Origin of the sequence: Rhodococcus sp. 1168 (genome assembly GCF_002091955.1) — a bacterium.
Taxonomy (GTDB): domain Bacteria; phylum Actinomycetota; class Actinomycetes; order Mycobacteriales; family Mycobacteriaceae; genus Rhodococcoides.
This window is the reverse complement of the sequence record NZ_MKKY01000049.1, coordinates 24,175-44,210: the sequence shown is the minus strand read 5'-3', so window position 1 is coordinate 44,210 and position 20,036 is coordinate 24,175. Positions and strand designations below refer to the sequence as shown.

Below are 20,036 nucleotides of genomic sequence, written 5' to 3'. Positions count from 1 at the left end.
GCCCCACACTGGCACGTCCACCTAAAGGCCGATATTGATCACGGCATTGCCGATCAGCGGCGCATACTCGCGGCGGTACACCTCGACCGAGTCGAGACTGGCGTGTCCGGTCTGGCGGGCGATCTCGGATCCGTCGGCGCCGTTGCGGGTGCCTTGGGTGACGAAGCCGGCGCGGAGCGAGTGCCCCGCCCAGTTTGGTCAGCGCTATGGGGTCGTATCCGGCGTATTCGGCGCGGCGGCGGATGGTCTGGTGAATTGCGGCTTCGGATAGCGACGACATGCTGAGGTTCCCGTTCTTCGCGACGGCCCGCAGTAGCGGAGCGCGGGCAGCGGTGCGTAGTACTCCCACACGGCACACATGGTCGTCGAACGGATCCCGCTTGCGGAGCAGCCGGATTACCGACGGTCGGCCGCCGGAATCGAATGCCGCAACGACCTGTGCCCACCGAACGTAGGCACACGGTGGGCAGGTCTCGTGGGACTCGGTGTACGGCAACGCCTTCACCGCCCCCCTGCCCTCCTGGTCGGTCTTCGACTTTCGTAGACGGACTTACAATCCATCGTGCCGGTGCAAGGTGACGTCCCCGCACACCAGTTCGGAGAGTTCACTGCGGCGGAAGGCACCGGCGAAACCGAGCAGCAGAATCGCGGAATCCCGGCGCTCTAGGACCTCGTCGGCCCACCGCCGGCACCGCTCCCGTGCGGTCTCGACAAGGAGTTTGATGTCGTCGACTAGCAACGGGTCTCGTGATGTGCGGGGGCGGTCCCCGGCTGCGGCGTGCTTGCGCCGGATTCCGGACAAGGTCGCGGTCACGACCTTATGCGCCGACGTGGACAGGTGCCCGCGATGCAGTGTTGATGGTTGATCGCCGCGAGCCTGGTACCGAAAGTCACCACGGCGTAGGTCCGCCCTCCCGTCTCGGTGCGGGTGTCGGCAGCGTCGACGAGATACGCCGCGACGGTGACCGGGTGCGCCGACAACGAGACATGACACTCCGGCTCGCACCAGCCAGTGAACCGGCGCCATCCTGCGGCATAGGTCCGGCGAGCCCCTCGGACCGTGATGATTCGACCGCTTTGGTGATCCGCTTAGCCACGGCCGGCGGGATCTCGGGCTCCACAGCCGTGGACGTAAGCCCCTCAGCGCCCACCGATACGCTCACTGCGGGTGTTCGGCCTGGCCGTTTGTCCGTACCGGTAGCCTATCGCTCGTCACGACAGGCACGGAGCGAAACTGCACTTAGCTAGAGCCTTTCGCCCGCACATTGCGGAGAATGCAATCTACAAGCGTGGGTGCCGGGTGCCTCAAGACTCGTCATTCAACGAACAACAAATAAACAAGACCCGCCTCCCCGCTCACCACAAACTCCCAATGCGCTTGCATGGGTTCGGTCGGCGCCGCATCGGGTTGCGGTGCGGCGGCCGCGGTCTGAAAATCGCGCCACCAAGGCAGCTCTGCAGCCATTTCTAAACGGACTTGTCAATCGACACATCGACAAGACTTGATCTGACTCCCCCGCCGATTGGCGCCCCGAGCCTAGGCATCAGCGGCTCAAAGTGATGAGTAAATGATGACCTACCCGGCATAGCCGCACACGTTCAGCGATCCGACTACACGTGTATCGCCTAAACGCGGAGGTCAGAAGCACCGATGCGCAGGGCCAACGCACCTGACTCCCGCGCCAAACGGTTCTGCGAATCAAGTCATCGAAACTGCCGCGAAATCGAACGCGAAGTGGGGAAACACCCCCTAATCTACTCATCACTTTGCCCTCAAAGTGATGAGTAGACCTGACACCCCGAGGCAAAAAGATGACCCCCTGACCGGCATTTATGCTGGTCAGGGGGTCATTCTTGTGCGCCATCAGGGATTCGAACCCCGGACCCGCTGATTAAGAGTCAGCTGCTCTAACCAACTGAGCTAATGGCGCCGATCAGCACCACCGTCGTTCTCTGTGGTGCCGGGGAAAACTTTAACAGGATCGCTGACCGGATGTGAAATCGGCTGGTCAGAGGCGCTTTTTAGCTGAAAATCTTGCGGATGACGAGCACTGCGACTACTGCGCCGACTCCGATGAGGGTGTATTTCACCGGCGGTTCGTTGAGCTTGGCGACCACGGTCTGCTTTGTGCTTTCGACGATGCGCTTGGGGCTCGCGCGGACGCTCAGCTCGTCGAGTGTGCTGGCGAGCTGATTGCGAGCGGCCTCGATCTCGCGTTCGATCCGGTCGGTGTCCTTGGCCACGTGTCCTCCAACTTGTCGCAAATTCTTCGTCTGTCGTTGTCGAGAGTAGAGCACTGCTGTTTTTGGTTACGCTTCTCCGGTGACCGACAACAAGAAGCTCGAGCCCGGCGACTCTGCACCGGCCTTCACTTTGCCCGATGCTGACGGAAACGACGTCTCTCTGTCCGATTACGCGGGCAAGAAGGTCGTCGTCTACTTCTACCCCGCTGCCAGTACGCCGGGCTGCACCAAGCAGGCGTGCGATTTCCGCGACAGTTTGGCCGAACTCAACGGCGCAGGCCTCGCGGTCATCGGCATCTCCCCCGACAAGCCGGTGAAGCTCGCTAAGTTCCGCGACGCGGAGGGCTTGAACTTCCCGTTGCTCTCCGACCCGGAGAAGTCGACGCTTCTGGCGTGGGGCGCTTTCGGCGAGAAGAAGATGTACGGCAAGACGGTGCAGGGTGTCATTCGTTCGACGTTCCTCGTCGACGAGGCCGGCAAGATCGAGGTAGCGCAGTACAACGTCCGCGCTACCGGACATGTTGCGAAGCTCCGCCGAGACCTATCGGTCTGACCGTCCGAGCTTCTGCAGAAACAGGGCTTCGGCGACGGCGATGTTCTCGATCTCCCGTGGGTCGACGCTTTCGTTGGGTGCATGGATGCGGCACAGCGGTTCTTCGACGCCCATGAGCACGATCTCGGCTTTCGGGAACGTCTGTGCGAGAACGTTGCACAGCGGGATCGAACCACCTTGCCCTGCCGAGGACACGTCCTTGCCGAATGCTTCCTTCATCGCGTCGCTGAGAGCTGCGTAGCCGGGGCCGTCGGTTCGCGCTCGGAACGGCGAGCCGATGGCCTCGCGCTCGATACTCACGCGCGCGCTCCACGGCACGTGCGCCCGTAGATGGGCCTCGAGTGCATCCTGAGCGGCCTGTGGGTCGATGCCGGGCGGCACCCTCAGATTGAGGCGTGCGGACGCCGTCGGCGAAATTGCGGCCGCCGAACCGACGACGGGCGGGCAGTCGATTCCCAGAACCGTCAGAGCCGGGCGCGCCCACACTGCGTCGGCAACCGAAGCCGAGCCTGCAAGGTCCACCCCGTCCAATACCCCTGCGTCAGCGCGGAACCGATCGGCTGGATAGTCGATGCCGTCCCACACCTGGCTCGTATCCAATCCGTCCACGACGGTATTGCCGTGCTCGTCTCGCAGTGTGGACAGCAACTGGATCAGTGCAGCAAGGGCGTCGGGGGCTGGGCCGCCGTACATTCCGGAATGGACTTCGCCGCTCAATGTGTCCACTCGGACCACAACATTGGCGATTCCGCGCAATGTCGTCGTCACGGTCGGTCGACCCACGACAGCATTGCCGGTGTCGGCGATGATGATGACGTCGGATTCGAACAGTTCGGGCCTCGCCTGCACGAGTGCTTCGAGTCCGCCGGTGCCCATCTCTTCCGAACCTTCGGAAACCACGGTGACTCCGACGGCAAGGTCGTCGCCGAGTGCGCGCAGCGCCAGCAGATGCATGACCACGTTGCCCTTGCAGTCCGCTGCGCCGCGGCCGAACCAACGGCCTCGAGACTCGGTGAGTTCGAACGGCTCGCTGTCCCACAATGATCGGTCCCCCGGCGGTTGGACGTCGTAGTGCGAATACAGCAGCACTGTCGGCGCACCTGCGGGCGCAGGCCGGTGCCCCACGACAGCCAGCGAATCGTCGTCGGTCTCGATCAGCTCCACCGAATCCATTCCGGCGTCCAGGAATGCACTGCGGACCCAGTTGGCCGCTGCCACACACTCTTCACGCGGAAACTGACGTTCGTCGTGAACCGATCGGAACGCCACCAACTCTCGTAGTTCACGCTGAGCCCGCGGCATGTCTGCGGAAATCGCCGATCGAACATCCGACATCGTCACTCCTGACACTCTTACCGACCGTCTCTACCCTTGCCGATCATTGTGTCATCGTGCAGGGTGGTCGGGCAGAGCGTCAGTTTTCGTGGATCTCTTGTTCGACCCACTGCGCAGTGTGCTGCCAGTGCCGGTCCCAAGCCTCTTGTTCGAGCTGTTCCTGGGATTTCCCTGGCTCGGGAATGATGACCGGGACGGCGAACTCCGGAGGAGCCACCTCACTTCCCGGCACTACAGCGGCTGCCGGGGGGATCGACTGGGCCGGTATCGGGGTGAACGTTTCACGTGGCTTCGCGACGCCGGTCGTTGGATCGACGGTCCAATTTTCGACTACAGGCGCAGGCAAGAACACCGGTTCCGGCGCCCACGAAGCGGGAGGTGCGGGCGGGGCCGGCTCCGGCGTCAGGGCCGGGGGCCGCGCCGCGACGCTTTCGCTCGTACCCAACTCGGTATCGATTGCCGTCGACCTCGGTTTCGCTACCTCCGTGGGGGTTTGACTCTTCGGCGAATCCGCGGGCAGGCTGGATGCCAGCGCGACCCCACCGGAAAGGATTCCCACCAGCAAAGCTCCGGCGAGCACGAGCTTCTTGCGGGGCGTGGAACGACGCACCTGCGTCTGGCGCACCTCTGCGGTCACGACGGGAGGCTGCGACGTCACCAACGCGGGAGCGGCAGGTGCTACCGCCGATACCGTCTCGGATTCGTCTTCGGTGTCCGTCACCGGGATGACAACGTCGACAGCGTCATCGGGCGCACCGTCGTCATCGGGCGCACCGTCGTCATCGAGGACCGACGGCTCTTCGCGAACCACGTTGCGTTCTGCGAGCAGTCCCGCACCGCTGGCTGCGATCAGATTGGCGTCGCCGACTCGAATCACCGGCACGCCGAGCCCGAGGGAAAGGATGTCGACCACATCTCTGTTGCCCGAGAGGTCTCCGAACAGCGCCACGGAGTCGGCCTCGGTAGAGGCCTCGTCGAGAACTTCCCACGCCAGCGCCACCGTGCCGCCGATCCGCTCGGGGGTCGGCGAATCGATTGCCACCGCCTTGGCGGGCGACAGGGTTTCTTTCGCCACGTCGGCGAGCGAAATCGATACCCCCGACGGGCCCATGTAATAGAGAAGGACTCGCTCGGCGGAGGTGAACTCGGGCGATCTCGCCAGCCACCCCAGCAATGCAGAGGATGCGGAGATCATCGACACCGAATCGACGTCCGACTCCTCGAGCGCCGACTCGAACAGCGCACGCTCTTCATCCGAGCGATACACCACTCCGATGCCGTCCACCGCGACTTCAGCGGCCGCGGCAAGTTCACGCATGCTCTCTACGGCAGCGGTCAGCGATGCTGCAACGCCGTCGTCCAGCGCGGTGACCTGGCTTGCCGCTACCGAATCTTCGACCCCATCGAAAAGGACGGCGCGCAGCGCGCCCGACTCGATGGAAAGACCAATAGTGGCCACGTAAATACTCCTGTGCCTAAGGGTGGGGCTCCCGACATGAGCGTCTCCGATACGAAATCGACGACGTCACCCTTCACGACGATTGAATTGATAGCAGAACCATACCCACAGATGGTTTTGTTGGCCAGAAAGCAACTCCAGATCTGTCAATTTATTTTTGGAGAGCGGCACGGTGAGGTGGACTGGGGTTTCTCTGGTTGGAGCCGCCACTCGGTGTCTGTAACTCTGCGTAGTGGAGTAGATGACGCTCGGGCCGCTAGCCTGGGGGCGTGGAGTCCTCTGCTAGCGCCCAGGCTGCGAGACGAATAGACGCAGCGCTCGAATCGACGGTAGAGACACAGGAGCTGATGCCGCGGCGGCGTCCTACCCAAGAACGTAGCCAACGCAAGTTCGACGCGTTGCTTGCCGCATCACGGGACGTGCTGAGCGACGCCGGATTCGAATCGTTCACCTGCGAGGAAGTTGCCGCTCGCGCCGAGCTGCCGATCGGCACCCTCTACCAGTTCTTCGCCAACAAGTACGTGATCGTGTGCGAGCTCAACCGGCAGGACGTCGTCGGCGTTCAACAAGAACTGGCCGACTTCAACGGCGAGGTGCCGTCGCTCGATTGGCTTCGATTCCTCAACAAATTCGTCGACCACATGGCCAATATGTGGATGTCCGATCCCTCGCGTCGGGAGGTGTGGCTAGCAATGCAGTCCACTCCGTCCACGCGCGCCACCGGCGTCATCCACGAACGCGAGTTCGCAGACCAGGTCGCCCGCATGCTCGGCCCGCTCACTCCGCGGACCCCGAGAGTGCGACGCAATCTGATGGCCCAGGTGCTCGTCCACATCGTCTACTCGATGTTGAACTTCTCCGTTCAGGACGGGCAGAGCCACGAGGATGCCGTCGCCGAACTCAAACGCATCATGACCGCGTACCTTCTCGGCGCCGAGAGGGACAGCAGGCGTTCGGGAGCCTCCGCCGAGTAGATCTGCGCTCGGCCCCTCCAGGGCGACCGCCGAAACCACGAACGCCGGCCCGCTCGTCAAGAGCGGACCGGCGTCGTGTGTTTACAGACCTATTCTTCCAAGATCGCCACGGCTGCAGCGATATCGCCGTCGTGAGTCAGGGACAAATGAATCTTGACTGTCGGCAGAAATTCCTGAGCCATGCCGTGCAGCTTGATCGACGGCCGTCCCCAGGCATCGTTGACGACCTCGATGAGGGGGTACGGATTGTCACCGATCTGCGGTGGCCTGGCGAAACGTGAAGTCGCCCAGGCCTTGAGAACGGCCTCCTTCGCGGCCCACCGTGCTGCGTAGTGGCGAGCCGGGTCGGAACTTTTCGTTGCCGAGTGCCGACGCTCCCCCGCGGTGAAGCTGTCGCGGATCATCGTCGTGCCGGCCTTGTTCATCTGCTCGGCGAAATCGGACACGGTCACCAGGTCGAAACCTACTCCGAGAATAGCCATTACTTGCACCCCGGCAGACCCGAGCGGTAGACATCGTCGTCGCCGAGGCGGGCTGCCTCGGTGAGCAACATGTCCGCTTCGAGTTCGCGCGACGCCTTTGCCGGCGTCCCGTCGTGTCCGAGCCGTCGGTCCTCGGGCCGCTCGTACAGTGCGTCACCTCCGACCATCGCGGAGATCAGCCTGCGCTGACCGGCGATGCGTCGGTCGTTGGCGCGAGCGATGTAGTCGGCGCGACGGCTTGCAGGCACGGCCTCGAGGAAGGCCTGCGGGTGCACCACGGCGATGAGACCGGATACGTGACCGAAGCCGAGGCTGGTCAACAGTCCTGCCTTCAGCGGTACCGAGTCGCCGAAACGCAGCGGCTCGCGTGCCCACACGAGGTGTTCGAACTCGGTCATCTTGTCGTCGACGCAATCGAGGCTGCGGTTCGGCGGGATGACTCCGTTGCTGAGCACCTGGCAGAGGCCGATCAGCTGGAATGCTGCGGCTCCACCCTTCGAGTGGCCGGTCAGGCTCTTCTGCGAGACGACGAACAGCGGTGCTCCGTCGGTGCGTCCGATTGCCTTGGCCAGGCGGGTGTGCAGTTCGGCCTCGTTCGGGTCGTTCGCGGCAGTCGAGGTGTCGTGCTTGGAGATCACGGCCACATCGTCGGCACTGACGCCGAGTGCGTTGAGTGACAAGGCGAAGGACGAATCCTTGCCCCCGCGACCGGCACTGAGCGCACCGAGTCCCGGAGCCGGGATGGAGGTGTGCACGCCGTCGCCGAACGACTGTGCGTACGCAACGACACCGAGGACCGGAAGGCCCATTTCCAGCGCCAGGTCACCGCGAGCGAGCAGAACCGTTCCGCCGCCCTGCGACTCGACGAATCCGCCGCGCCTCCGGTCGTTGGCCCGGGAGAATCGACGATCGCTGATTCCCTTGGCGGACATGGCAGCCGAATCGGCGGTGGCGGACATGTCACCGAAACCGATGATGCCTTCGCTGCTCAGGTCGTCGAAACCACCGGCGACGACGAGTTGCGCCTTGCCCAGCTTGATCTTGTCGACGCCTTCCTCGACCGAGACGGCGGCGGTTGCACACGCTGCGACGGGGTGAACCATCGCGCCGTAGCTGCCGATGTACGACTGAACCACGTGCGCTGCAACGACGTTCGGCAATGCTTCCTGCAGGATGTCGTTCGCACGAGCGTCGCCGAGCAAGGTATCGATGTAGAGCGAGCGCATGGATTCCATACCGCCCATGCCGGTGCCCTGCGTGTTGGCGACCAGTGTGGGGTGCACCCAGCGCATCAGTTCCGACGGGTTGAAGCCCGAGGAGATGAACGCATCGACGGTGGTCACGATGTTCCACAGTGCGACGCGGTCGATGGAGCTCGCCATATCCGGCGAGATGCCCCACTTGGTCGGATCGAAGCCGGTGGGAATCTGCCCACCGACCGTGCGGCTGAGCTTCATCTTGCGCGGCACGCGAATCTCGGTTCCGGCCTTGCGAGTGACCTGCCAGTCACCGGACTCCGGTACCGGTGCGATGACGGTGTGCTCGGGATCGGCCGCAGCGAACGAACGTGCGTCGACCTCGGTGCCGACCACGAAGGTCAGGTCGTTGTCGAGGAAGATCGAGGTCATCAGCGGCGCAGTGTTGCCGACCATGGCGCCGTCGTCGACATAAGTGCGGATACCGCACTTCTCGACGACGATGTCGTGGTACTTGTCGGCGATCTCGGCTTCCGGCACGAGGTCACCGGATTCGATGTCGTACCAGCCCGGCTTGGGATCGTTCTCCCACGTGACCAGACCGGTGTTCCATGCGAGTTCGAGAACGCCTGCGGCGGAGAGCTCCTCGTCGACCTCCATTTCGAAGCGCGTACGCGCACTTCCGTACGGTCCGAGCTCGCCGGCACCGACGATGACGATCAGGTCCTTCGGATCGACATCGAGCGCAGGCCATGCCGGAGCAGTGGTCGAGGTGGACAAACGCGGCGGTGCAGGCAGAGCCGCGATCACCGAGCTGTCGAGTACTTCTTCGACCTTCTCGCCGGCCGCGTCGGCTGCGGCACGGGAAAGCTCGACGAGATCGAGCTTCGTGTTCGCCAGTCCACCGGTCAGGTCGGCAAGCAGCGGCGCCTGCGCAGCCTGACGACGAGCGGCAGGCTCGCACAGCTTCAGCAGTTCGGTTGCCATCTCACTCGTCGACCATGTCCGCACGCCTTCGGCCTCGACGGCCTCGACGATCGGATCGTTTCCGCCCATGAGTCCGGTTCCGCGAACCCACCCGATGTGCGCGTGAGCAATGGAAACACGCTCGGCCCAGTTCTTCTCCGAGCCCCACTTGGTGGCGATGGCGTCGAGGGCTGCCTTCGATTCACCGTAGGCACCGTCGCCGCCGAACATGCCGCGGTTCGGTGAACCTGGCAGTACGACGTGCAGGTGGGTGTCGATGTCGTTGTCGTAACCGATCTTCGACAATCCACCGATGAGACGCTCGACCGACCAGAGCAGAACCCGCATCTCCATCTCGGCGCGGGCACCTGCGTCGGACAGTTCGCCGACTACGCGAGGTGCAGCGAACGGGAACAGCATCGTGGGTGTGACGCCTGCCTTTACGAGAGTCTTCGCCCCGCCTGCATTGTCGACCTGATCGAAACCGATCCACTCGATGAGTGCGTCGACGTCGGTGTACGAGGCGATGTTGGCCGGAACGACCCACAGTGCTGCACCGGCGCGAGCATTCGCCCGGTAGAGCTCGCGGTAGAACTTCAGTCGCTCGTCGTTGAGCTTGGAGGTGGTGATGAATACGGTTGCACCGCCCCCAAGGAGCTTGGCGGCGATCGAAGCGGCGATCGACCCCTTGCTGCCTCCGGTGACGACGGCGATTTCGTCGGACCATTCGCCCTTGTCCTCGCAAGACTGAGCGATGTCCGCGATACGGCCGTAGAGCTCGGCCAGCGTGGTCTTGCGTTCGGTCTGCGCCTTCGACTTCCACCACTGGGCCTGAGCTGCAACAGCTTTACCTGCACCGGCGAAGCTTTCGACGGCGATGTCGCCTGCGGTACCGAGCCACAACCGGGCCAGGTCCTCACGCGCCGTTGCCCAACGATCGTCGACCAGAACGGCCTTGCGCTCATCGAATGCCGGGGCGACGAGTCGCGGCCAGTCCGAACCCAGTTCTGCGGCAACCAAATCCACCAATGCGGCGTCCGGGTTGTCCGCTGCCAGGGCGCTGGGAGCATCGGCGAAGCCGAGCTGTTCGAGGACGAGCCGCGCAGCCGAAGCCAGCACTCCGTCGCGTCCGGTGATGTGCTCGGTGAACTCACCGAGAGCGGCCGCATCGACGGTTCCTCCGCTTCCGCCACCGGTCTGGGGCAGCGACACTGCAACACCGCGGCGAGCGGCGACAGCGGCCACGGCCGAGTCGATGACGTTATCGACTGCACTGCCGTCGGCGAGTGCACCGTCGGCCAAGCCGCCGAGTGCGCCGCCGCGGACCGAGGAGCCGTCGCGAGTTCCGAGAGCGACCTCGGCGGTGACGTGATGCGCCCAGCCGTCACCGAGTTCCCATACCTTCTTGACGCGATCGGCGATAGAAGCCGGACGACGTCCCGAGGGCCCGAAGACCTTGCGGAGGTGGTCGTTGATGGAATCGCTCAGTACCGGGCCGAAGGGCTTGTAGGTACGGGCGAGCTTGTTGACCGTGCCGGAGAGCGCGCCCATGTCGGCATCGGCTGCGCCGTCGATCGCTCCGAGGGAAAGCTCGGAACCGAGGTCGACGAGCAACTGGTTACGACGCGAGGAGACGCCGTCGCACAGTGCCTCGATGGTGTCGGCAGGTCCGATCTGATCGAGCTGCAGTTTGGTCCACAGTCCGATCAGGATCTTGGTTGCGTCCGAGGCACTGAAAGAGATGTCGTCCGGCCGCGGACCACCGGATGGAGCCGAAGGTGCGGCAGCGGGAGCCGAGGCAGCGGCAGCGGGAGGAGCAGCGGCGGTCTCGGCCGGAGCGGACTCCTCTTCCTCCACCGGCGCGGGATCGGTATCGGTGCCGTAGACGATCGCGGCCTCACGTTCGAGGTTGAGCACCTCGACCGGGAATCCGAAGCGGCCCGGCAATTTCAGTGTCTGCGAAGCCAGGTTGGCGACCGTCGGCGTTGCGCCGAGACCGATTTCGACGAAACGCTCGACACCGAGTCCACCGTCTGCTTCCTCAGCGAACAGAAGATCCTGTGTCTCGATCCAACGGACCGGGCTGGCGAACTGCCATGCCAGCAATTCCGTGAGCACGACGCGGCACAGATCATGCGGGCGTGCGGCCCAGGAATCGAAGTCCGCGAGAACTTTGTTCAGGGGTTCGGAGGGAACGAGGTCCGCGATTTCCTGAATGAAGGAACGCTCGAGCGAGAACGGCCTGGGCACCAGGTTCGGCACGTAGCGTCCGATCAGGATCTCCGGGTCGAGGTCTTCGGGCAGCAATGTTTCGAGTCGGCTGCGGAAGTCGTCGACTCCCCCACGCAGCACCGTCGAGTGGAACGGCACGTCGATGCCGGGCACCACGATGAAGGCGCGCTTGCCACCGAATTCGGCGACACGGATCTCGATCTCCTTCTCGAGCGCGGCCAAGCCGGCAACCGTGCCGGCAATGGCGTACTGCGATCCACGCAGGTTCAGGTTCACGATCTCGAGGAACTCACCGGAGACCTCGGCGACACCGGCGACGAAGGCATGCACATCGGTATCCGCGACACCCATCTGTGACGGCCGGATCGCTGCCATGCGGTAGTCGCTTCGACCGGATGCGTCACGCGGAACGAGCGCATGCATGGCCGATCCACGCTGGAAGACGACCTCGAGGACTGCTTCGAGTGGGAGAACTCCAGCGACGGCAGCGAGGGCGTTGTACTCACCGACCGAGTGGCCCGCGAGAATCGAATTCTCGACGAAGACACCGGATTCCCGCATTTCGGCGACCTGCGCTACACCGAGAACAGCCATCGCAACCTGGGTGAACTGGGTCAGGTGGATGACGCCGTCGGGATGGCGGTGGACGGTGCCACGCGCTTTGAGGGTGGTCGGGTTGTCGCGGACGACCGCGAGGATCGAGAATCCGAGAGCTTTACGAGTGTGCTTGTCGGCACGCTCCCAGACCTCACGGGCGGCCTTCGAGCGCGACCGAGCGTCCAGACCCATCCCCTGACGCTGAATGCCCTGTCCGGGGAAGGCATAGACGGTCTTCGGCGGCGCAGTGCGAGCCGAGGCGACCATGACGAGTTCGCCTGCGACTCGGCAGGACACCTCGATGAGTTCGGCACCCTGATCGAATCCGGTGCGGTCGACGCGAATGTCGATTTCGGCTCCGGGGCGGACCATCCCGAGGAAGCGGGCGGTCCATGCGGTCAGGCGACGCGGCGGAGTCTTGGTGTCCGCGTAGTCGATTGCGGTGACGGCCTGCTGCGCTGCGGCGGAAAGCCACATGCCGTGCACGATCGGAGAACCGAGACCGGCGAGGAGCGCAGCCGCATCGGAGGTGTGGATCGGGTTGTGATCGCCCGAGACCTGAGCGAAGGCTGCCATGTTGCGCGGCGCGAGGATGGTGGCCTGACGGCGACGACGACGCGGTGTGTCCTTGGCGTCAGCACTGACCGAGCCTCCGGCGGGGGCCGGATCGGACAGTTCACCCTTGCCGGTGCGTCCGCGGATGGCGAAGCGTTCGACGAGAGTTGCCACAGCGGGCGCGTCGAGACCTTCCCCGAGCATCGCGCCGATGGTGGTGGTGACCTCGACCACGCGGCCGAGATCGGTGTCGAGCACCTCTCCTGCCGCAGCTTTGACGACGAGAATCGATGCATCAGTGGGCAGTTCGCCTACCAGGTTGACACTGTGGTCGAGGTGGACCAGATCCAACATGCCCTCGATCACGTCGATGCCTTCAGCTGTGCGAGTGGCGCCGAGGACGGCGAAGACGGCAGGCCAGCATGCTCCGACGAGTACGTCGGGAACAGCCTTGCCGCTCACGGTCAGCGAGTCGGGAAGACCCGATCCGGTGACGCCGCCGTGGTCTGCCACGAGATCAGGGATCCACGCCAGGTTGACGCGCGCAACACCGTTCTTGACCTTGGGAAGGTCCTGTCCCGCAGCAATTCCGAGTAGCGAGGACATCGAAGCTTGCGCATCTTCGGCAGTGACGACGGGGGCGCCGCCGTCGACTGTCGAAACGGGGACAGTCAAGCGGATGCGCACCTCCTTGCCGGGGGCGAGCGGAACGGTCAGTTCCACATGAGTCGAATCCTGCACGATGAGCGAGGATCCGGTCTGCGGGTGTGAGGCGAGAGTGTCGGATTCGACGATCCAGTCCGCGGTGTCGCCGAGACGTGCAACGGGGTTCTGCGTCATCCGTGATGCCCAGGCAACGTCAGGGGCAGCAAGAACGATGCCGAGCAGACCGGGCGCGATGCCTGCGTAACGGCGGCTCACCGCGGGCGCCGGTGCATTGCCCTCGGATACCAACTCGTCGGCGGTGGCCTTTTCGAAGCGATCGAGTAGATCCCCGACCGGCTCGTCGACACGGGTGATTCCGGCGACGGCAACGGTTCCGGGAATGACGCAAACCTGATCGGCGGAGTACCGCGGATCGTGTGCCTGCCACAGCGAGTCGCTGCGCCACCAGCGCCGGACGTCACCGTCGACGACGGGAACGAAGTTGATCGGCTTGCCCGGCAGCTTGCAGAGCGAGGTGAAGAAGGTGATGTCTGCCGGGTGCAGAACGACGTCGCCTGCATCGGGGAACTGAGCGAGTAACGAGCGGAGTGCAGCACGCGGACGTTCGAGCGTGTCGACGTCGGCGAAGAGCGTCGGGATCGGGCCGCGGTCGACGGGGTGCAGACGGGCTTCGGTGCGCTGGAGCATCTCGAGGAAGCGGGTGCGCCAGGTGACGTCGAGCCACACCGAATCGTTGGCCTCGGCGACCGCGTCGGTGAACTCCCCGCCGCAATCGAAATCCTTGCGCTTGTCCGTGCCGATGGCCAGGTCGAGGTAGCGAGTGAGCCACTGCTGGTAGGTCATCGATTCCACGTCGCCGAAGTACGGCTTGGCGGTTCCGTCGAGTGCCGCGATGATCTCCTCGCGACGCTCGGCCACGGCATCGGCGTTACCGGCGACCTCGTCGAGGAGGCGCCCGCAGCGTGAGGCTGCGTTGTCGATCTCGTGGATGTCCGCGCCGAGCTGGCTACGGCCGGAAGCCATTCCGCCGGATGCAGTGCCTGCGCCGACCCAGTCCGGGGTACCAGGTGTGTCGACGAGCAGCTGCTTGACCTCGGGCGAGGTCGTAGCTTCGAGTGTTGCCATGGCGGCGGTACCGACGAGGATTCCGTCGAGCGGCATCTTCGGGTAACCGGCGCCGAGGGACCAACGGCCCGTGAGGTATTCAGCTGCACGCTCGGGTGTGCCGATTCCACCACCGACACAGATCACCAGGTTGGGGCGTACGCGCAGCTCTGCGTAGGTCGCGAGCAGCAGATCGTCGAGGTCTTCCCACGAGTGGTGGCCACCTGCGCGGCCGCCCTCGATATGCACGATGACGGGATAGGAGGGCACCTCGTTCGCGATCCGGATGACGGCGCGGATCTGCGCGACGGTGCCGGGCTTGAAGCACACGTGCGAAATGCCTGCCTCGGAAAGCTCCTCGATGAGCGCGACGGCTTCCTCGAGTTCAGGGATACCTGCGGTGACGACGACGCCGTCGATAGCGGCGCCTGCCGCGCGGGCGCGCTGCACGAGGCGACGGCCGCCGAGCTGAAGCTTCCACAGGTAGGGGTCGAGGAAGAGCGAGTTGAACTGGATCGCGCGACCGGGCTCGAGGAGCTGCGACAGTTCGGCGACACGGTCGGTGAAGATGTCCTCGGTGACCTGGCCACCACCGGCTAGCTCTGCCCAGTGGCCCGCGTTTGCGGCTGCGGCAACGATTTTCGCGTCGACCGTCGTCGGGGTCATGCCGGCAAGCAGGATAGGTGAACGGCCGGTGAGCTTGGTGAAGGTGGTCTCGACAACGACGCGACCGTTGGGCAACGTGATCGGCTTCGGTGCGAATTCGGACCACGCCGGCGCAACCTCGGGGGCAGCGCCCGGCGTCAGCAGGTTTCTGTGTCCGCCGCGCGTGGAAGCGGCAACGATGCCCACACCCTGCCCGCGCAGGGCCGGAGTCGTCATGCGAGTCAGAAGGTCGCCTGGACCGAGGTCGAGGATCCAGGCGGCACCCGCATCTGCGACGCCGTCGATAGCGTCGACCCAGTCCACGGGTGCGACGAGGATGCTGTGGGCGAGTGTGCGCGCAATGTCCACGTCGAGGCCACAGCGCTGTGCCCATGCAGAAACGAGTTCTACGGCATCGCCCAGTGCGGGGTGGTGGAAGCCGACCTCGACGGGGAGTTGTTCGAAGACCGGCGCGAATACCGAACCGCCACGCTTCTTGGAATCGCGCTCACGCTCTTCCTCGGCAGCGATCTGCTCGCTACGCTCCTGCACGCGAGCGAGCTGAGCAGGCGGTCCCGCGAGTACGACGCGACGGCGTCCATTGCGGATGGCGAGGACCGCGGAACGTTCCGGCGCACCCGGGATCGCAAGTTCGTCGATGATCGACGAGAGCCGTTCCGGTTCCACGTTCGAAACCGAAACCATGGGCGCCCGATCGGCAGCTCCGATGATTCCCTTACGACGTGCGACCAGGCCTGCGGCAGCACCGATGAGCTGTGCGACGGCAAGGAGATGTGCGTCCTCGGCACCATCACTCTTGACCGACTCGGCGGCGATGAGGCCCTGTGAATGCCCGATGACGGCGACCGGTGGCGTCTGGGCGGGGTCGAGTCCTTGCAGCTTCAGCGCACGCAGCGCAGCGACCTGGGTCAGGAATACACCGGGAAGCGATACGGCCGCGGAGGTAAGTGCGGTTTCAGAGGGGCCGTAGGTGGAGGCGGCATCGTCCTCGTCAGCGAGGTCTTGTTCGAGCATCCAGCCGATGGGATCGAATCCGACCGAGCGCACGACGAGGAGTTCATCTGCAACCGGCGCGAGGATGGCAACGGATTCGTTGACCAGGTCCGTGAGCTCGGGCTCGAGTGCCGAGTCGCGGGCGAGCTCCTCGAGGGAGCTGAGCCATGGGGCACCTTGTCCGCCGAAAGCCAGCGCGTAGGGCTCACCGGCCGCGAACCGATCTGCGAGCGTACGAGAACCACCACCGCTCTTTGGCGACCTGCTCGCGCCTTGTCCATGTGATGGTGTGCTCTCGTTGATCGTCAAGATGCAAGATTCCTCTCGTGAGCACCTCGGATATCGAGGTATTCGTGGATGGCCCTTCGCCGGCGCGGTCAGCGGCCCCGTGGAGGAAGACCGTCGGGGACCGGAGTCACTCTGTCCGCGCACCACCAGGCTAAGACACAATCATGAGGAAAGCCTCACGTTTGGGTGGACGTCCAACTGCTACCAGCGAGTACGGCCACCGAAGGCCCTTTACCTACCGTTGATGCAACTCGCCGGTAACAAACATCAGTGCTGGCACAGCCCGAATGGAACCGTGCCGAACGTGAGGGAAACCTCAGATTTATTGTTACCTTTCCGTTATATGAGCCTCGTCACACAGCATTCCGGTGAGCGCAGGCGCGAACTGTCGGTGGCCCTGAGTAGCTTCTCGAAGTACATCGATTCATTCTCGAAGTACATAAACCCAGGGGGGATTCATGTATTCATCGATTACACATATATTTTCGCAGCGTGACCGCGAGGCGCTCACTGTCCACATCGAAACATGTGTGACACCAGCTAAGTCGCCCTACTGGAATCCGGGATGGCCACAGGAAATCGAGGCTGCGCTACTCGACGCAGTGTTCTCCGCGCGGGCAACCTACGGCGGACCCGAGACCGGTGTGAGGCGCGTCATCTCCCGTTGGCGCGAGTATCGGAAGTGCGAATCTCTGGACGATCCGACTGCGCTCGCCGCGTTCGTGGAAAAGCCCGAGGAACTCGCCGAGATCCTCGGAAACAGGCAGCGAGTGGCCGGCAACTCCACTACCAAGGCCGAGTGCGCCGCACGCCTCGCGAAGGCATTGACCGGACTCGGCGTGGCACGAGCTGAGGATCTCGTCGATTCGGATGAACTTCGCGCAGCATTCACCGCCGTCCCCGGGTCCGGAAAGAAAACCTGGGAGTGCGCTCTGTTCCTCGTGGGCGAGCGCACCCCGAACTCGCTGCTGCAGGTGATCGCATTCACCTCGTACGCGGTCGGAAGAACGCTCGACGGCGAGAGTGCCGAGATGCTTCTCGCTGTGACCGCAGAGAGCTTGAACGTCGAACGTGCAGCGCTCGAGCATGCGGTATGGCGCTATCAACGCCGATTCCCTCTCCCCGAGCAAGGGTCGGAGCTGAAGGTCGCCGGCTAACTGTCGGTGCGGACGTGGCCGCGTCCACGCTCGATCAGCGCGGCCACCCCTTCGAGGATGCAGTCGACTCCGAAGACGTACTCGTGCACTGGATCACTCACTGCGCCATACGAAGTCGATGCAGCGGTTCCCACCCGCGCCGACACCGGGTAGTCAGCGTGGTCCATGACGCGCTCCAGAACGGGCGCCGTTGCGGCCCACCACTGAGCATCGGTCATTCCAGATTCCTCGCGAACCTTGTCGAATCGAGCGAGCGCGCGTGCGGTGCCCGCGACATGCGTAAGGACAAGAGTGAGGACCGAATCCATTTCGATATCCGTGAGCCCTACGCCGTCGATGACCCTCAACTCTGCCTCGTACTTGTCGTTGGTGTGCGGACCCAACACAGCACGCGCACCCTGGACATCGAGAATCCACGGGTGACGTTGGTAGAGAAGCCAATTCCGCTCCGCGACGAATCGAAGTCCCTCACGCCAATCATCGGTCGCCGAGGTGGGTTCGGCCACACTCGCATACAACGACGCCACAGCAGCGTCGATCATCAGATCGGCGAGTTCCTCGCGCCCAGGAACGTGTGTATAGAGAGACATTGCACCGACGCCGAGTCGATCGGCGACACGTCGCATGGACACAGCATCGATCCCCTCGGCGTCCGCGATCTCGATTGCGGCGTCGACGATCGCATCGATACTCAAACCGCTGCGACTCGACTTCTCGTCCACTCGCCACAACAGGCCGAGGGTGCGCGCTGGATCGAAAACGGTCGCTTTCTTGCTTGCCACACCCCGCACAGTACGCTGTACGCCGAACCAGGGATGCACCTGCGTTTGTGTCGGGATTCGGCGTTGTAGACTTGCACAGCACTCGCGCGAGTGGCGGAATTGGCAGACGCGCTGGATTTAGGTTCCAGTGTCTCAGGACGTGGGGGTTCAAGTCCCCCCTCGCGCACCACCATCAGTGACGACCCCCACCGAACTACCTGAGGTAGTAGATACTCGGGTACCGTCGGGGGGTGTCGAAAACCCGCACTCAACGCCGCCCGGCGCTCATCGCTCTGGTGATCGTCTCGGCGCTCGGTTGCCTGGCCTTGGGCTGGTGGCAGTGGGAGCGTTTCGAATCCGTCGGCGGTAGCGGCCAGAATCTGGGTTACGCATTTCAGTGGCCGCTGTTCGCTGTCTTCGTCGTCTACGCCTATCGTAAATTCGTCAAGCTCGAGGACGAAGCCGACGCTCCGCAGGACGCCGAGAACGACGGCGCCGCCGAGCAGGTCGTCCGTGAAGTTCCCGCGGATCTGCTCCCCCAACGTCCGGTAGCGCCGATGGAGGATGACCTCGAAGATCCCGAAGCCCGCCAACTTCTCGAGTACAACAGCTATCTTGCGGAGCTCGACCGCTCCCGCGAGTCCGACAGGAGCACCAAGTGAGCACGGCACCGCAGCAATCTGTACCCACCGAGAAGACCAAGAAGATTGCTTCCGCGCTGCTGCGATACCGAATTCTCGCGTACACGACCGGTGTGTGGCTGCTGGTCCTTCTCGTCGAGATCGTCGCCAAGTACGGCTTCGGTAACGACAGCTTCGGCTGGATCGGTATCGTCCACGGCTGGGTTTACGCGGTCTACCTGCTCTTCACCCTCGATTTGGCCATCAAGGTTCGTTGGCCGGCCGCCCGGACCGTTGGCACCCTACTCGCCGGCACGGTTCCGTTCCTGTCGTTCTTCGTGGAGCATTGGCGGACGACTCAGGTCAAGCGCGACTTCGGCATCTGAGCAGTCAGCACCGAACTTCGGTGGGATCGGAACCGCGCAACGCATTCGACACCACCTGCTGCGCAACCGGATCATAAGAGATTCCAGTGTGCTCGGTGACGTTGTCTGGGCACAGGTCTTGAAGCACGACGTTCGTGTTGCCCTCCCCCGTCAGCAATGACGCCTCATAGGGCACAACCTGGTCGTCGCGGGTCACAATGGTTGTGTACTCAACTCCGGGATAGGTGTCACTACCCTCGTTGAGACGCTGAAGAGCCTCGTCGGAAGGTGGGCCCGGAGTCGGATAGTTCGGCGGCGACAGCGCGACGATCCGAGCTACGTACTCCGCTCCCCCGTGAAACCGGACGTAGTAGCGCGGTACGGTCCCACCTTTCGAATGCCCGACGATGGCGACCTTCTGCGCTCCCGTCGAGGTCCGGACGGTCTCGACGAATCGACCCAGTTCGGCTGCGCTGTCCTCGAGCGAACCCAGGCCACCGAACGGAATGCCCTCGGGCGCTCCGTAATCGAGCGCAAAGACGCAGTAACCTTCGGCTTTCAGCACCGGCGCCATCGATGCCCAGTTGTCGTAGGAGTTCTCGAGGAACCCGTGAACGAGCACGACCGGTTCCGGCTGTTCGGCACTCGGGACGCACGCGTAATCGTTGGCACCCGAAGGGCTCGCACCCGGGTGTGTGATGGAGTACAGCGTCGCCTCGGCGAACGAGTTCTGCACCGGGGACGCTGCTGCCGGACCTGGTACAGCAAGCGTTCCAGCGGCTACCAAGACCGCAGCCACAACTGAGCGTTTCACGAGATCCAG

At 63.8% G+C, this 20,036-nt stretch carries 12 protein-coding genes, 2 tRNA genes and 1 pseudogene; 6 read left to right on the top strand and 9 right to left on the bottom strand.

What is annotated here, in order from left to right; genetic code table 11:
- Positions 1 to 21: 21 nt before the first annotated feature.
- The 3 genes and pseudogenes from BJI47_RS09545 to BJI47_RS09535 form a co-directional block, all read right to left on the bottom strand.
- Positions 22 to 1,151 (bottom strand): annotated as a pseudogene (locus BJI47_RS09545) (integrase).
- A gap of 706 nt (positions 1,152 to 1,857) precedes the next feature.
- Positions 1,858 to 1,931, bottom strand: a tRNA-Lys gene (locus BJI47_RS09540).
- A 91-nt stretch (positions 1,932 to 2,022) separates the two neighbouring features.
- Positions 2,023 to 2,244: a DUF3618 domain-containing protein gene (locus tag BJI47_RS09535; RefSeq protein ID WP_088943500.1), complete on the bottom strand. Its 222-nt coding sequence runs from the start codon at positions 2,242 to 2,244 to the stop codon at positions 2,023 to 2,025.
- 79 nt (positions 2,245 to 2,323) lie between these two features.
- On the opposite strand from BJI47_RS09535, the gene bcp reads away from it, so the two are divergent.
- Entirely contained in the window at positions 2,324 to 2,797 is a 474-nt protein-coding gene (gene bcp, locus BJI47_RS09530) for a thioredoxin-dependent thiol peroxidase (protein WP_088943499.1), read from the top strand.
- Here the strand turns inward: bcp and BJI47_RS09525 are convergent.
- Entirely contained in the window at positions 2,786 to 4,132 is a 1,347-nt protein-coding gene (locus tag BJI47_RS09525) for a dipeptidase (protein WP_088943520.1), read from the bottom strand. The genes bcp and BJI47_RS09525 overlap by 12 nt on opposite strands.
- A 79-nt stretch (positions 4,133 to 4,211) precedes the next feature.
- Positions 4,212 to 5,591: a hypothetical protein gene (locus BJI47_RS09520; protein WP_254900485.1), complete on the bottom strand. Its 1,380-nt coding sequence runs from the start codon at positions 5,589 to 5,591 to the stop codon at positions 4,212 to 4,214.
- A gap of 269 nt (positions 5,592 to 5,860) precedes the next feature.
- Here BJI47_RS09520 and BJI47_RS09515 point away from each other — a divergent pair, with 269 nt between their 5' ends.
- Entirely contained in the window at positions 5,861 to 6,565 is a 705-nt protein-coding gene (locus BJI47_RS09515; protein WP_168708373.1) for a TetR/AcrR family transcriptional regulator, read from the top strand.
- Positions 6,566 to 6,654: 89 nt separating this feature from the next.
- Here the strand turns inward: BJI47_RS09515 and BJI47_RS09510 are convergent, their stop codons facing one another.
- Together BJI47_RS09510 and BJI47_RS09505 are read right to left on the bottom strand one after the other, a co-directional pair.
- The gene (locus BJI47_RS09510) at positions 6,655 to 7,047 is read right to left on the bottom strand and encodes a holo-ACP synthase (RefSeq protein WP_088943497.1); all 393 of its coding nucleotides are present in this window, start codon (positions 7,045 to 7,047) and stop codon (positions 6,655 to 6,657) included.
- Entirely contained in the window at positions 7,047 to 16,331 is a 9,285-nt protein-coding gene (locus BJI47_RS09505; RefSeq protein WP_088943496.1) for a type I polyketide synthase, read from the bottom strand. Before BJI47_RS09505 ends, BJI47_RS09510 begins: the two co-directional genes overlap by 1 nt.
- A 509-nt stretch (positions 16,332 to 16,840) precedes the next feature.
- On the opposite strand from BJI47_RS09505, the gene BJI47_RS09500 reads away from it, so the two are divergent.
- Positions 16,841 to 17,467, top strand: a complete 627-nt coding sequence (locus BJI47_RS09500) for a hypothetical protein (protein WP_254900484.1) — start codon at positions 16,841 to 16,843, stop codon at positions 17,465 to 17,467.
- Here the strand turns inward: BJI47_RS09500 and BJI47_RS09495 are convergent.
- Positions 17,464 to 18,249, bottom strand: coding sequence for a TetR/AcrR family transcriptional regulator (locus BJI47_RS09495; RefSeq protein ID WP_088943518.1), 786 nt, complete (start codon positions 18,247 to 18,249; stop codon positions 17,464 to 17,466). The genes BJI47_RS09500 and BJI47_RS09495 overlap by 4 nt on opposite strands.
- Positions 18,250 to 18,333: 84 nt before the next feature.
- On the opposite strand from BJI47_RS09495, the gene BJI47_RS09490 reads away from it, so the two are divergent.
- From BJI47_RS09490 to BJI47_RS09480, 3 genes are all read left to right on the top strand, one after another.
- Positions 18,334 to 18,418, top strand: a tRNA-Leu gene (locus BJI47_RS09490).
- A gap of 61 nt (positions 18,419 to 18,479) precedes the next feature.
- Positions 18,480 to 18,890 (top strand): transcriptional regulator, encoded by a 411-nt coding sequence (locus BJI47_RS09485; protein ID WP_088943494.1) that lies wholly within the window; start codon positions 18,480 to 18,482, stop codon positions 18,888 to 18,890.
- Positions 18,887 to 19,234, top strand: a complete 348-nt coding sequence (locus BJI47_RS09480) for a DUF3817 domain-containing protein (protein ID WP_088943493.1) — start codon at positions 18,887 to 18,889, stop codon at positions 19,232 to 19,234. Before BJI47_RS09485 ends, BJI47_RS09480 begins: the two co-directional genes overlap by 4 nt.
- 4 nt (positions 19,235 to 19,238) lie before the next feature.
- Here the strand turns inward: BJI47_RS09480 and BJI47_RS09475 are convergent, their stop codons facing one another.
- Positions 19,239 to 20,027: an alpha/beta fold hydrolase gene (locus BJI47_RS09475; protein WP_254900483.1), complete on the bottom strand. Its 789-nt coding sequence runs from the start codon at positions 20,025 to 20,027 to the stop codon at positions 19,239 to 19,241.
- Between the last annotated feature and the right edge of the window lie 9 nt (positions 20,028 to 20,036).

Excerpts from the sequence above, each read along its gene's own strand:
- BJI47_RS09525 (WP_088943520.1), bottom strand. The coding sequence starts at position 4,132 with ATGTCGGATGTTCGATCGGCGATTTCCGCAGACATGCCGCGGGCTCAG.
- BJI47_RS09510 (WP_088943497.1), bottom strand. The coding sequence starts at position 7,047 with ATGGCTATTCTCGGAGTAGGTTTCGACCTGGTGACCGTGTCCGATTTC.